General features: G+C 52.8%; 9 protein-coding genes. 3 read left to right on the top strand and 6 right to left on the bottom strand.

The window, feature by feature from the left end; translation table 11 throughout:
• Positions 1 to 3: 3 nt before the first annotated feature.
• Positions 4 to 1,518 carry a pitrilysin family protein gene (locus Q0Y46_RS09160; RefSeq protein WP_297946821.1) on the bottom strand — a complete coding sequence of 505 codons (1,515 nt, stop codon included), beginning with the start codon at positions 1,516 to 1,518 and terminating at the stop codon, positions 4 to 6.
• A 262-nt stretch (positions 1,519 to 1,780) separates the two neighbouring features.
• Positions 1,781 to 2,809 (bottom strand): VWA domain-containing protein, encoded by a 1,029-nt coding sequence (locus Q0Y46_RS09155; RefSeq protein WP_297946819.1) that lies wholly within the window; start codon positions 2,807 to 2,809, stop codon positions 1,781 to 1,783.
• 324 nt (positions 2,810 to 3,133) lie between these two features.
• On the opposite strand from Q0Y46_RS09155, the gene Q0Y46_RS09150 reads away from it, so the two are divergent.
• Positions 3,134 to 4,285, top strand: a complete 1,152-nt coding sequence (locus tag Q0Y46_RS09150; RefSeq protein WP_295678499.1) for a diguanylate cyclase — start codon at positions 3,134 to 3,136, stop codon at positions 4,283 to 4,285.
• On the opposite strand, the gene Q0Y46_RS09145 is transcribed toward Q0Y46_RS09150, so the two are convergent.
• The 3 genes from Q0Y46_RS09145 to Q0Y46_RS09135 form a co-directional block, all read right to left on the bottom strand.
• Positions 4,286 to 5,380, bottom strand: a complete 1,095-nt coding sequence (locus tag Q0Y46_RS09145) for a VWA domain-containing protein (protein WP_295678497.1) — start codon at positions 5,378 to 5,380, stop codon at positions 4,286 to 4,288.
• A 105-nt stretch (positions 5,381 to 5,485) separates the two neighbouring features.
• Positions 5,486 to 7,762 carry a glycosyl hydrolase family 8 gene (locus tag Q0Y46_RS09140; protein ID WP_297946816.1) on the bottom strand — a complete coding sequence of 759 codons (2,277 nt, stop codon included), beginning with the start codon at positions 7,760 to 7,762 and terminating at the stop codon, positions 5,486 to 5,488.
• 251 nt (positions 7,763 to 8,013) lie between these two features.
• Positions 8,014 to 9,183 (bottom strand): acyltransferase family protein, encoded by a 1,170-nt coding sequence (locus tag Q0Y46_RS09135; RefSeq protein ID WP_295678493.1) that lies wholly within the window; start codon positions 9,181 to 9,183, stop codon positions 8,014 to 8,016.
• Between the two features lie 167 nt (positions 9,184 to 9,350).
• Between Q0Y46_RS09135 and Q0Y46_RS09130 the strand changes: the two genes are divergently transcribed.
• Positions 9,351 to 11,408 (top strand): ATP-binding protein, encoded by a 2,058-nt coding sequence (locus Q0Y46_RS09130; RefSeq protein ID WP_297946814.1) that lies wholly within the window; start codon positions 9,351 to 9,353, stop codon positions 11,406 to 11,408.
• Positions 11,409 to 11,432: 24 nt separating this feature from the next.
• On the top strand, positions 11,433 to 11,789 hold the full coding sequence (locus Q0Y46_RS09125) for an Hpt domain-containing protein (RefSeq protein WP_297946812.1): 357 nt from the start codon (positions 11,433 to 11,435) through the stop codon (positions 11,787 to 11,789).
• Between the two features lie 81 nt (positions 11,790 to 11,870).
• Here the strand turns inward: Q0Y46_RS09125 and Q0Y46_RS09120 are convergent, their stop codons facing one another.
• On the bottom strand, positions 11,871 to 13,718 hold the full coding sequence (locus Q0Y46_RS09120; RefSeq protein WP_297946810.1) for an endo-1,4-beta-xylanase: 1,848 nt from the start codon (positions 13,716 to 13,718) through the stop codon (positions 11,871 to 11,873).
• Positions 13,719 to 13,776: the final 58 nt, after the last annotated feature.

Below are 13,776 nucleotides of genomic sequence, written 5' to 3'. Positions count from 1 at the left end.
CCGCTACCTAAACTCAAGACTGTCCAGAGAAAGGACCGTGAAGGGTTTCAGCGCATCGAACTTCGCCACCGGGCCGACAATGGAAATCGTCATCTTGTCGCGGCTGAAATACTTGGCAATCATCGCCTTCACCTGTTCGGCTGTTACCGCATTGATTTCCTTCACGTATTCCAAGTAATGGTCGTAGGTCTTGCCCAGGAGCTCTCCCTTCGCAAAGATGACAGCCGTCGCTTCCGGAGAATCGAACAAACTTGGCAGGCTCTCGACCAAGGACTTTTTCGCCTGGGCGAGTTCTTCGGCGGTCGGGCCATCCTTCGCCAATTTTTCCACTTCTTCGAATACGAGCTTGATGGCAAAATCAACCGACTCCACCTTGGTCTGCAAGGCAATCGTCGTGAGCGCCGTGTCGCGGTACTCGTTGCCGACTGCACTATAGACGCTATAGGCAAGGCCTTCGTCGCTGCGCACACGGTTCATCAAGCGGCTCGAGAAACTCCCCCCGCCAAGGATAAAGCTTGCGACGGCAGCAGGATAGTAATCGGGATGGGGCCTACGCACGAACGGCTGGTTCATCACGATGTTCGCCTGGGTAATGTCGCGGTCCACCACGTAAACACCTGGCTTGCGCAAGAACTCGAGCGGTTTCGGCGGAACCTTCACGGCAACCGGAGCCGTCGGGAGGTCGGCGAAAAATTCCTTGAGCATGGTCACCGCAGAATCGCGGTCCACATCGCCCGACAGCGCAAAGATGATGCGACGGGACGAGAACAGTCCCTTAGAAAGGCGTTTCACATCGGCGACAGAGACCTTGGAGTATTCCTGTGCGTTTGCATCCCAGAGCCTGGGCGAAGGAGCGTAGTTCACCTTCATCTGCAACGCCTGCAAGACCTTCCCCGGAGTATCGTAACGGCGATCGTAACTGGTCACGAAGTTCGCCTTCACGATTTCGAGTTGATCCTTGTCGAACGCGGGTTCCTTTACAATCTTCTTCACCAGAGCGAGCATCGCAGGGAAATCCTTCGAAAGGCAGTCGATATCGAACGACGACGTAAATGTTCCCGTCGAAGTCGAAATGCCCGCACTCACGAATTCAAGAGAATCGTCCAGCGCATGGGCCGGAAGCCCTACGGCACCGCCACGGCGGAACATGGCACCGACCATAGAACTAGCAGCTTCGTCCTTGAGAGCGAGGGATTCGTGCGGTTCATCAAAGAACACGGTAAAATTCACAAGCGGGAGTGTCCGGTCCGACACGACGTAACCCGTAATGCTGTCGGAAAGCTGCACCCTGAAATCTTTCGGGTACGGAGCGACATAGCGGAACTCGGGGAAAGCGATATCCTTGTAGCTAGCCGGTACAGCGGAAGCGGCAGGAGTTGCAGGAGCAGGCGCCACAGCGGAATCCTGAGCGGCAACACGCGGAGTCACCTCCCCAGCCGACGTCTCGGGAGCTGGAGCCCCGGAACACGCAACCAGGGCCAGTGCGGTAATGGCAGAAAACGATACAAACTTACGCATTTGACTAGAAAATAGCAAATGAACAGGCGACGGAAACCATACAATCCAAATTGGAGTATCGATTTGACATTTTTATCGACCACCCCTCAAAAAACAACATATATTCATTAATGAGCCTTCCTGGTGGATACATCATCGGTTGCCGAGTTCGCTCGGGCCGCCCGACTCTCAAGAGTCAAACCCACCCGGGAGGCTTTTATCTATCTTCCCAAGGAGCCCAGTGCCCGCCAGCACTGGGTCTTCTTTTATTCCTTCGGTCAAATTAGCTGAAGCGGCCAGCAAGCTGGCGGCGACGGCGGCCACGTTCGGAAACAAGCGCCTCGACAAGGAACAAGAGCGCCGCAAGACCCAAGAATATCTGGTAGCGGTCCTGGTAGTTTTCCAGACGATCCGTCGCCTGCTCCTTTTTCTCGAGCGATGCGATTTCCGTCAGCACCTTCTGCAACTGGAACTCGCTCGGGTTCGCATAGAAATACAGGCCACCCGTCACGTTGGCAATTTCTTGCAAAGTCCCTTCTTCGAGGCGCGTAGTGACAATGTTGCCCTGCACGTCCTTCTTGTAGGCGACCTCGCCGTTCTTGGTCTTTACCGGTATGGGCACGCCTTCGCGGGAGCCTATACCCACCGTATAAATCCTGATACCGAGTTCGGCGGCTTCCTTCGCCGCGTTCACGGCTTCGGCTTCAAGTTCTTCGCCGTCGCTCATCAAAATCATCACGGAATACTTCCCGGCACCGCCGGAATTCTTGAACAACTGCATCCCCTTGCGGATAGCCGATTCCAAGTTCGTACCCGGCATCAGCCAACCCGGATTCAGTTCTTGCAACATCATCTGCACGGTACCGTAATCAAGCGTGAGCGGCACCATCACCTGCGCCTCGCCACTGAACGCGACTAGGCCCACGCGGTCACCCGAAAGCGATTCCAGGAAGGCGGCAATTTCGTGACGCGAACGCACAAGGCGGTTCGGCTTGATATCCTCCGCCAACATCGAAAGGGAAATGTCCTGCAAAAGCACGAGGTCGAGGCCACGACGCTCGATATGTTCCATCTTGTGGCCCCACTGCGGGCGGGCAAGCGCAACGAACAGGAACGCAAGCGCAAGCAAAAGCAGCAAAATCTTGGTCAAGCGCCGCCAAGGGGACACCGAGGTCGAAAGCTTGGGGAGCATGGAGAGCGAAACAAAACGTGCGGCAAGTTTCTTGCGACGGTGATACGCGTAGACGAACAGCAAGGCAAACAGCGGCAACGTAAACAGGCACCACAGAAAATCAGGTTCGGCAAATCGCATTCAAGTCTCCTATGGAGAGCCCGTTACGGGCCATCTCCAAAAACACCCTGAATATACAAAAAACTGCGTTATACGCCCATCGCTCGAATTCAATTGAGAGAAAAGACTCCAACCGCTATTGTTTTTTTTGCGGCAGGAAACAGATATGCTCATTTCTGTTTACATTTTTGTGAATATATTGTAGACATAGCGTTAATATACCAATCCGAAAAAAATTTCTTTTCATTTATTTTTCAATATTTTTTGGGCCACTTCCGTTCTTTTTTCTTATAATATTGCTATCTCCCTAATGGGTTTTCAGTTTTTTGGGGTTATGGATTTGAAATGCACAATGTTGCGCTAATAGAAATCGGCATCTGCTGTACAGCCATCCTGCTGCTGGTCTTGTACCAGTATCGTATTTCGCTTTTGCAGTTCCCCGAAGAACGCACGTTCAAGAAGATTCTCATCCTGATGATCGCGGAAACCATCCTGGACATCGGCGGCAAGCTCCAGTTCCCCGACAGGTTCTCGAATCCGGATGTCAAGTACCTCATCGTCGTGCTCACTGCGGCGCTAACGCAATTCATTCCCTATCTCTGGAACCTGTTCGTCCATTACAAGATTTTCGGGAGCGCCTACCATTTCCGTAAATACGCCATTCCCATCACCATCCCGCTCGTCATGGGCGTCCTATACTGCATCACGCGCATCTACCAACTGCAGCCTGGGCACAAGGAACTCAGCGTCACCGAACTGTGGACCATAACGAATTCCATCAGCATTTTCTACATAGTGATGGCGAGTTTCATTTCCTTTAGATCGGCACACAAGAACAACACAAAAACAGGCTGGAGGCAACAGCAATATCTTTGCTGGATCATGCTCATTCCTGTAGTCGCCATCATTATCCAGATAATCCTACAAAAACTCGAAATCCCCATCGTAACGCCTGTCGTGACCCTGGTGCTCCTGCACATCCATATTTCCCAGCAGAGCATGCTCATCACCATGGACCAGCAGACAGGCCTCAACAACGAGCGCAGACTCAACAACTTCCTCCGAGACAAGACAGCAGACCTCACCTCAGAACAGCGACTGTTCTTATTGACAATCACGCTGGACAACATGCGCCATGTCCGCCGCAAATTCGGCCGGAAAAAGGTAGAAGAAATTGTTATAGCATTCGCCAATTTTTTGCGGGAGCGAATGCCCAGCGACAACATGTTCTTGGCCCATTACCAAAAACACTCTTTCGCCATTGTCCTTGAAAAAAAGACCTGGAACGACGTGGAAGCCTTCTGCAACATGCTCATTTCCACCAGCAACTCCGCTAAGCTGCAAAGGCTTGTCCCTTGGCCGATAACTTTCAGCATCAACTATTCCGAATTCGGCAAGCCGGGAGTGAACAACGTCATCGAATTCCTGGACGACGCCAAGAACAACTGCTTCAAACCGACGACCTCGCTATACTCGAGGACTGGATTCGAGCCCTAATCAGGGAATCCTGACAAAGCGCGTATTGGCAAGCAAAAGCTCGAGCAAGATAAGCAACGCACCCACCAAGAGCCACGGGTAGAATTTTTCCGAATACCGTGCATAAGCGACAGTTTCTATTTCTGTCTTTTCGAGTTCATCGATTTCGGAATAGATATTCTCGAGTTCTTCACGATTTTCGGCGCGATAGAAGCGGCCACCCGTCTTCTGCGCAATGCCCTTGAGCACCTCTTCGTCGATGCCCTCTTCGGGGGTAATTTCCCTTTCGGCCCACGAAATCTCGCCCGTCCAGGGGTTCTGTTGGAACCCGAGAATCTTGCCCTTCTTTTTGCCCACGCCGACCGTGTAGACCTTCACGCCGAGCGCCTTGGCCACATCGGCAGCATGCAACGGAGAAACAAGGCTCGCGTTGTCCTTGCCATCCGTCAACAGCACGACGACACGGGACTTCGCAGTAGACTTCTTGATGCGGGCAAGCGAGTTCATGAGGCCATCGCCAATGGCTGTTCCGTTACCCGTAGCGGTTGAATCGTTCACCGCCGAAAGAATCTCGAGCAGGGAGCCGTAATCCAATGTCAGGGGGCACTGGGTAAAAGAGCGCCCCGCAAATACGGAAAGGCCGATACGGTCGCTGTGACGCTTCTGGATGAACTCGGCTATGACTTCCTTGGCATACCCCAAGCGGCTATACTTCCAAAAATCGCCACTCTTGAGCAGGCGTTCGGCGTTCATCACCCCGAGTTTTGCCTGTTCGGCACGAGTCAGCATGTCGAGCGTGCCCATGGAGCCCGACACGTCCAAGGCAAGCATGATATCGACGCCGTCGGTAGAGGTGTATTCCACTTCCATCGCGTTCTGCGGGCGTGCAAGCGCAAAAACGAAGCAGCAGAGGGCCAAAAGGCGCAAGGCCGGTACAACATGCCTCAAACGGACGCGGCGGCTGGGGACAGCCCTACGTGCGATAGAAAGCGCAGGAAACTTGATAGTGCTCTTGCGGCGCCGATTGCGGTAAACATAAAGCGCGACAAGGACAGGGACAAAAACGAGCAGCCAAAAGGCTTCGGGATTCTGAAAATGCAGTGCACCGATATCCATTTCGATTCCAATTCCATTATCAAGGGGATTTCCCCGAAACAGAGTAGAATATACAAAAAAGGCCGCGGGCGGACCCACGACCTTTTTCTAAAAATCCTTTATGGATTACTTCACGATGACGGAGCGAACTTCGTTGCCGACGCGAATCACGTAGGCACCCTTGTTCTTGACCGTAACGAGCTGGCTGCCGTTCTTGATCATGCCAGTCTGGATGACCTTGCCCTGCATGGAGAACACAGCGAAGTTAGAGCCAACAGCAGCGTTGCTGATCTGGATCTGGAGGCCATTGACAGAAGCATTGAACCTAGCCGGAGCATAGAATGCCGGGAGAGCAACGCCCGAAGAACCGGACGTGACAGCACCGGAGGAATTCGGGTCGGTCAAACCAGACGAGCTGGAACCAGCCGGAGAATCGGAAGAAGCCGGAGCTTCAGCGATTTCGCTACGGACACCCGGCATCTTGGTGATCAAGACCGGATCAATCACGTTGCCGCTCGCATCGAGGAATTCAATAGCCCTGATGGAAACGTCACCAATGCCGCCTTCCCTCTGCTTGACTTCGAACTTGAGGCCCCTGACGTCCTTGATAATCTGAGAACCTTCCGGAGCCGTGTTCTGATCAACCCAGTCAAGGATGTCGATTGCTTCACCATCTAGACCCTTGAAACCATAGTCGTACGGAGTCAGATCATATTCAATAACCTGGTAGTCAGCAGAGTTCTTGACATAGATGCCCGGTTCGGAACCGGCTTCCACGGACTTGCCGTTGAGGATAGCCATGCGGATAGGACCGGAGGTCTTAATATCGATACGGAGTTTCGCTACATTGAGAGCCTTGAGGTCAACGCCCTGCTTGCTGTCGGGGAGGAAGGACATGGCGATACCGGCAGACGGGTACAGAAGTTCGCACCTATCCGGATCAGTATCACAAACTTGCTTCTTTTCCGCAGTCCAATCCGGTTCAGGACCAATCTGCATGGAAGCTTCGGCATAAATCTTGCCACCACGGAGAACCAGCGGAGACGTACCGGAATCCGGTTTCATCACCGTACCGGAATTCTTATACTTGTCATGGTAAGCACCCCAGTGCCAGAAACCGGAAACACCCACGGTGGTGTCCTTCATTTCCATCTGCTTACCATTGACATCGCTCAGGGACGGAGCCTTGCTCGGGTCCGGAGTGAAGGCGGTAAACTTGGACATGTCGTTAAAGTTCGGCATGTTACCGGTCATGAGGAGGAGGTAAAGGAGGTTCAGGGTAGACATGTAGTACTTTTCACCCGGATTGTCGCCTTCGCCGCAGTTCTGGGCCTTAGCACAAGCCGTCTTGGAAGCGAGGTAGCTATAGACGGTACCGAGATACTTCTGACCGATTTCAGTTTCATCGCAAGCAGCGGCAAGGCCAAGACCACCGGAGAAGGTGGAAGAGGCGAAGTTACGCTTGACGGACGTTTCAGCCTTTCCGTTTACATAATAACCGGAGTTAATTTCACTCGCCACAGGAGCGACACTATAGAGCCAGCTGGTAATCTTGGCGTTGAAAGCCTTGGCCTTGGTATCGCCAAACCAATAGTAAGCCCAGGCCATGCGCCACGGAGTACGGGCAGCATCGTCAAAGAAACCGGCATTTTCGGACTGCTGCACAGAAGCAGAAGTCTTTACCGGCTGATGGCTGCTCCAGTCGCACCAGTCCGGAACAAGGCCCGTAGAGGAGTTCTGGCAAGCGTTCAAATCATTGTATGCCTGAGAAATCACGCCCGTCCAAGAACCACCGGCAACATCCTGGAAAATCTGGAAGTTGGCCGTAGTCGCATAGCTCGGGTTGAACGCATCGTTCCACTGGTTACCCGGCTTGATCTGGCTGCCATTGATATCGCTCGATGCAATCCAGCTGATAAGCGACTTGGCGTCGTTCAGGTAGGAGTCACTCTGCCACTGCTTGGCGGCCATCACGAGGGCAAGGGCTGCGTCAAAGTCGGCATCGGAAGCCGTACCACCCTGCTGACCCTCACCAACGCGCCAGTTCATGCCGCCATTAGAGCCTACAGAATTACTCTTCCATGTTCCATAGAGCTTGTCGAACATGTCCTTGGCACCATTGGTGCCGTCGTCCATATACACGGCAATCAACATACCGTAAGCTATAGCTTCGGACACCGTAGAGCCAGTGCCTTCCGGAGAATAAATCCAACCCTTGCCTGCATCGTACCAGGCCTGCTTCCACTTGTTGAAGTGTTCCTTGATCATGGAAGCATCGGCATACTCAATGACGTTGCCGTGAGGATGCTTCATGTTTTGGGGGAAGGGGTACTTCGGAGCGGCCATAGAGGAGACCGCAGCGAGGGCTACCGCCGTTGTCAAAACTGTAAATGCTTTTTTCATTCTGTTACCTTCTGAAAAAAATGGATAACTCCCAGCACCACCTCTAAATACACAAACACCAATCCAATTTAAAGGCAGACATTATAAATATAAAATCAAATAGCATTTTTAAAAGATTTCCAAGTGTAATAAATCGGTTTCAATTGAGAACAGTGAAGAAAAACACGTGTTTTTACACAAAGTTTGTGCACTTCGTCACAACGTTCCGCACGCAACGTTTAGAAATTTTTACAACAGGAAATCTGATGTACTTAGCGGGCCGTTCCCGAAGCCGATTTTGAGGCCTTCGCCTTCTTGCGACGCCACACCTTGAACTCCATATAAAGTGTGCTCACCGTATAAATGAACAGCAACAGGAGCAATGTATTCTTGGGACGGTTCAAGTTGCAGATACCCCAGGCAATCGTGATAATCGGCAGGTGAATCAAGTACGGGTAGAAAGACGCACGACCGATTTTACGAACAAGCGGGATACAGAAGAACAATGCGAGGAAGCCCTTTCCACTCAACAGAGAAAGTACGAGAAGCCCGTAAATGAACACCGGGAGACTGTGGTGGAAAGCGTAATTGAAACCGGCATTCAAGTTCGGGTTCAACAAGAACAAGCTCCCGTAAAGGGCCGCAAGCAAGAGCACCTGCGCCACACCGCTCACATAGTCGCGCTTGAGGAAATCAAAGAACCCCTCGTTGTAGAGGCGGTAAATCACCATGCCGAACAAGTACTCGAAAATGCGGACTGGAGCGAACATGTGGAAGAACCTGTACTTGGCGGCATAGCCATCGAACCAAAGATTATCGGTCAAGCCGAAGACCACGGCCCACACAATCCCCGGGATAAAGACCGCACCGAAAAGCACCCAGAGCGTACGGTTATTCTGCCGGAACAGCCAGCGGCTGAACCACGGCGTGATGGCATAGCAGACAAAGAAACTCGTCAACGACCACGAAGGTTCGTTCAACTTCATGCCCAAATCGGGGACGATGGACCACGTGAGCGAAATGTGCATGAGCAGGCTGCGCCAAGGATGGGTCATGGCGGCAAGGCCCTTCGATGCGCAATCTCCCAGTTCGCCAAAAGAGGGCAAGTGCGTGTACCCGCTCAACTTGAACACCAGCACGACAAACATCAGAAGCGTCATGAAGAAGTGGAGCCGGTAGAGCTTGGCAATGCGGCTGAACATGAACGGGATGACCGGAATCCGGCGCTCGGGGTCGCTGAACTTGCTTGCGAAAAGGAAGCCCGCCAGCACGTAGAAAATGCCTGCGGCAAAAGCGGGTGCATTGAAAATGGGCATGAGCCACGTGCAGTCGGCCATGTAGGCAAGGGCATTGGAACTGCCCAGGTGGAGCATCACGATATTGAGGCTCGCCAGCAGGCGCAGCCCGTCGATGGCCGGGAAATAATTCGCAGGTTTCGGCATTATAGCCGAAATTTAGCAATATATAGCCCTCCCCATCCTTGGCCGACGCTCATTTCTGCTCATAGATTTCCTGTTCGTGCCTATTTTCGTGATGTTTTTCACGGAGGGGCATGCCATTCTTTTTTTTCCATTCTATTTTTCTTATTAATAGTGTATATTCCTTTATTATGATTAAAATTGAGCAAAATCTACTCGACGCGCTGACCTACAAAGCTTACGGCTATTTCGAATGCAACCTGACCAAGGATGTCGTAATTGGCGATTTCTATAGATTTGTCAGGGGCCGTCCCGTCCCGATGCGGAAAGGGAGGCCTCACGGAGAGGTCCACTACACGGAGCTGCTCAACCTTTGGGCAAAAGAAAACGTGCTCACCAAGTCCAGGGAGTTCCTGGAAACGGCAAGCCGAGAAAAGCTCATCGAAAAGTTCAATAAGAACGTACTGACTACCCAAGCCAGTTACTGGACCGTCCCCGCCGAAGGGACCACCCCCATCTGCCTCGAACAGAAGTTCTACCTGATGAAGGGCGACGACGGCGATATTTACACACTCTGCGTAGTAAAGGACGTGTCCGAACGCGAACGCAAGCATACCCGGATAGCCCAGATGGATGCCATGCTGAACGGCATCACCAGCGACTTCGAAAGCATCTTCTACGTCGACCTGGACCGCGACACCTACTTCTGCTACCGCACCAGCAAGCGGATGGAGGACTGCCTCAAGAAGTTCGAGACCCAGCCCCCCTACAGCAAGCAGATGGAAAACCTGGTGGACGGTCTCGTGACCAAGAGCGACCGCATGAAGGTATACGCACGCCTGCAGAGGGACTACATCCTCAATTACCTCGAACGCGAGCCAGCCCTCTTTATCGAGTTCAAGGCGAACATCGACGGAAACGAGCAGTTCTACCGCGCAAAGCTCACCCGCGACAAGGACAGCCACACCGGGAACTGCGTCATCCTAGGCTTAAGCAATGTGGACGAGGAACGGAAAGCCGAACTTGAATTACGCGAACAGCAGAACCGCCAGAAAACGGAACTGCAAGAAGCAACCGCCAAGGCCGAGGCAGCGAACGCCGCGAAGAGCCGTTTCCTGTTCAACATGAGCCACGATATCCGCACCCCGATGAACGCCATCCTCGGGTTTGCCTCCTTAGCCCGCAAGTACATCGACAACAAAGTCCAAGCCATCGATTATCTCGAAAAGGTCGCCCTCGCCGGGGATCACCTGCTGAGCCTCATCAACGACGTGCTCGACATGGCGCATATCGAAAGCGGCAAAATCAACCTGAAGAACGACCCAATCAACCTGCCGGAGTTCATCACCAAGTTCACCTCCATCATGCAGGAATCTGCGGCCAAGAGCGAAACCACTTTGGAACTTTCGCTGAAAAACATCCAGAACGAAAACGTCTACGCCGACGCCATGCACCTGGAGCGCGTCCTCCTGAACATCTTGAGCAACGCCATCAAGTATTCCCCGCACAACAGCCGGATTTTGTTCACCGTAAGGCAGACCCCGAGTTTCCAGGGCCTCGCCTGCTTCGACTTCATCATCGAAGACAACGGCATCGGCATGAGCAAGGAATTCCTGGCGCATGTTTTCGACGCCTTCTCCCGTGAACAAAGCTCCACCGCAAGCGGGGTGAACGGGACCGGGCTCGGGCTTTCTATCACCAAGAACCTCGTCGAGATGATGGGCGGAACAATGGAAATCGAAAGCGAGCAGGGCAAGGGCACGACCGTGACCTGCCACCTCACCTTCAATATCCAGGAAAAATTCTACACCTACAAGAAGGACAGCAACGCCAAGCCCAAGGAAATCCAGAGCGGCTTGTTCGAAGGGAAAAGGGTCCTGCTCGTCGAGGACAACGAACTGAACCGCGAAATTGCGCTAGACCACCTGAAGGAACTCGGATTCATCGTGGACGAAGCCGAAAACGGCGCCGACGCTCTCCAAAGAATCAAGAGCAACAAGCCCGGCCTCTACGACCTTGTGCTGATGGATATACAGATGCCCGTCATGGACGGCTACGAAGCCGCCTGTGAAATCCGCAAACTGGGCAATTCCGGCTATTCTCAGGTCCCGATTGTCGCCATGACCGCGAACGCCTTCGAAGAAGACCGCCAAAAGGCCTTCCAGGTCGGAATGAACGGGCATGTCGCCAAACCGGTCGACCCGCAAAAACTTTCCGACTACTTGGCCCAATTCTTTATCAAGGCCTAGGACGTTCAAACCAAGAGGTATCCCATGACCCTACAAGAATTCTACACTAGCGTTGACGAATCCCTGGAAAATGTCTTGAACCGCCTCCACAAGGAAGAACGCATCACCAAGTACCTCGGGCTGTTCTTGCAAGATCCGAGTTTCAACGACCTCGAAAAGGCCTTCGGAGAGAAGGATGCCGAAAAGGCGTTCCGTGCAGCGCACACGCTCAAGGGCGTGGCCGCCAATCTCGGATTCCAGAAGCTCTACGAAGCAAGCAGCGCCTTGACCGAAGACCTCCGCCCCGGGGCGTTCACCGAATCGTCGGTGACGCTGTTCAGCAACGTACTGGACCTGTACAGCAGCGTCATCGAGAATATCCGTACCCTCCTGAAAGCATAAAAAATCGATCCCAGCGTTGGAGAAACCGGGACCGATGGTGCATGGATTAGGATTTGGTTTTATGAGAGAATCTACGCGTTATTAGCGGACCACTCGCACAGCCTGCATCTTGCCTGTCGCACGGTTACGCAGGAAGTAAACACCCGAAGTCTTGATATCGCTAGAAGACTTGAGCAATTCCGCGGTCGCCTTGAAACCATATCCGCTAATGATGCCCAAGCGCATACCCTGCATATCGAACACATAGTAGTGCTGCAAAGTATTGCTTTCGTCCAACTTGGGGTCAGCCACGATAGCCAGCGGGTCGCCAGGGTCGGTAGGATTGGTAGGATTGGTTGCAATCGGTTCCGGGTCGGTCGCATTGGCACCCTTCACAAAGGTGAAGTAGTCCACGTCGAACCAGGAGCCCGTCACGTCCATGCGGAGGACATGCTGGCCAGCCGGGAGAGTCACGTTGGCAGAGACCTTGTTGTAGTCTTCGTAGTTATTCTCGCCAGACGAGGCGGCAGGAACACTGATTTTTTCAGTAAGGGGATTGCCGTCAAGAGACATCTGGAAGCTGGAGGTAGAACCCGCGGCAGCAACGGCAGCAAAGAAGGTATATTCGCCGGCTTCGGCCACGTTGATCGTGTATTCAAGCCAGTCGCCTTCGCTGTTGTAGCCCACCACGACGCCGGTAGCCTTCTTGTAGAGGTCAACACCGGTATCCGAGCGGTAATCGGAATCGCCATGATTTTCGGAATCGTCGCTATAGGATTCGTTGCTCGTACCGTCATCGTTCTTGCCCTTGCCCGGAACGTCGAAGTCTTCGGCCTCGATCTTGCCCGGAATAGCGAAGGCGGCACCCTTGAACGGGAGTTGCGGTTCCGGCTCAACAGGTTCGCCACCCACGAGCCCCGTGGTATTTACACCCTTGTTCTTGGAGAGGTAATCCTTGAGCCATGTCATGGCCGGACGGTCTTTTCCATCCTTGATGATACCGGAGTTTCCGTTCGTAGTCCACGTTGCTCCATAGATATAACCCCAAATAGTGATACCGGCAATATGCTCATTTTCCATGAACAAGGAAATCTGTTCCTGATAGCACTGCTTCTGGGTCTGGTCATTTTCCGTACCGATATCATATTCGGAAATGAACATCGGCGTTTGCGTTTTCTGCCAGATTTCATCAAGGACGCTCTTCAAGGTATTGAGGCTCAAGCATCCGCCGCCGCCACCGGTACCACCGGCGCCGCCGCCCTGGGTCATCATGTCGTGGGCCTGGAGGCCATAGGCATCGACAGGAGCGCCATTTTTCTTGATGGTCTGGATAAGTTGAATACCTTCGTTCTTTTGCCACTGAACGGTATTGTAATCATTGTAAATAAGGATTGCATCCGGCCAACGTTCACGAGCCATCTTGAATGCCGTGGTCACGAAGGTATAGTCACCGTTGTTGTCGCCACCGAGGGCCTGGATAATCTTGGTGTTGGGATAGCCGGAGTGGTACTGGTTGTTTCCGGTACGGATGGCTTCGTTCACCACGTCAATCATTTCGAGGTCGGGGAATTCCTTCTTGACAGCGTCAAACCAGTCCGTAATAGCCTTTTTGGTGTCGTCGGCGCTGAGGTTGCCAAGCCAGTTCGGGTACTGCGAGCCCCACACGAGAGCGTGGAACTTGAAGTGGCCACCATTCTGCTTGGCCCAGTTATAGGCAGCCTTACAGCCACTGAAGTTGCGATTGCCACGAGTGCCTTCGATAGACTGCCACTTACATTCGTTTTCGGCGGTAATCTGGTTCCAGTAGGTTCCAAAGTCGGAACGCACCTGGCCACGTGTCGTAATGTTACCGACAAACTTGGCGGCACCGTCAGCCAACCCAGGGCCAGCGAACGAATACGCTGATGCAAGAAGCACGGCTGAGGTAATTATAGATTTAAAGCTAAGCATATCCACATCCTTGTTTTGGTTAATTCCATACTATTTATAATCTATCCCGACACCATCC

Origin of the sequence: uncultured Fibrobacter sp., assembly GCF_947305105.1 — a bacterium.
GTDB lineage: Bacteria > Fibrobacterota > Fibrobacteria > Fibrobacterales > Fibrobacteraceae > Fibrobacter.
This window is presented reverse-complemented; position numbering and strand designations above follow the sequence as displayed.

Excerpts from the sequence above, each read along its gene's own strand:
- Q0Y46_RS09160 (WP_297946821.1), bottom strand. The coding sequence starts at position 1,518 with ATGCGTAAGTTTGTATCGTTTTCTGCCATTACCGCACTGGCCCTGGTT.
- Q0Y46_RS09155 (WP_297946819.1), bottom strand. The coding sequence starts at position 2,809 with ATGCGATTTGCCGAACCTGATTTTCTGTGGTGCCTGTTTACGTTGCCG.
- Q0Y46_RS09150 (WP_295678499.1), top strand. The coding sequence starts at position 3,134 with ATGCACAATGTTGCGCTAATAGAAATCGGCATCTGCTGTACAGCCATC.
- Q0Y46_RS09145 (WP_295678497.1), bottom strand. The coding sequence starts at position 5,380 with ATGGATATCGGTGCACTGCATTTTCAGAATCCCGAAGCCTTTTGGCTG.
- Q0Y46_RS09140 (WP_297946816.1), bottom strand. The coding sequence starts at position 7,762 with ATGAAAAAAGCATTTACAGTTTTGACAACGGCGGTAGCCCTCGCTGCG.
- Q0Y46_RS09135 (WP_295678493.1), bottom strand. The coding sequence starts at position 9,183 with ATGCCGAAACCTGCGAATTATTTCCCGGCCATCGACGGGCTGCGCCTG.
- Q0Y46_RS09130 (WP_297946814.1), top strand. The coding sequence starts at position 9,351 with ATGATTAAAATTGAGCAAAATCTACTCGACGCGCTGACCTACAAAGCT.
- Q0Y46_RS09125 (WP_297946812.1), top strand. The coding sequence starts at position 11,433 with ATGACCCTACAAGAATTCTACACTAGCGTTGACGAATCCCTGGAAAAT.
- Q0Y46_RS09120 (WP_297946810.1), bottom strand. The coding sequence starts at position 13,718 with ATGCTTAGCTTTAAATCTATAATTACCTCAGCCGTGCTTCTTGCATCA.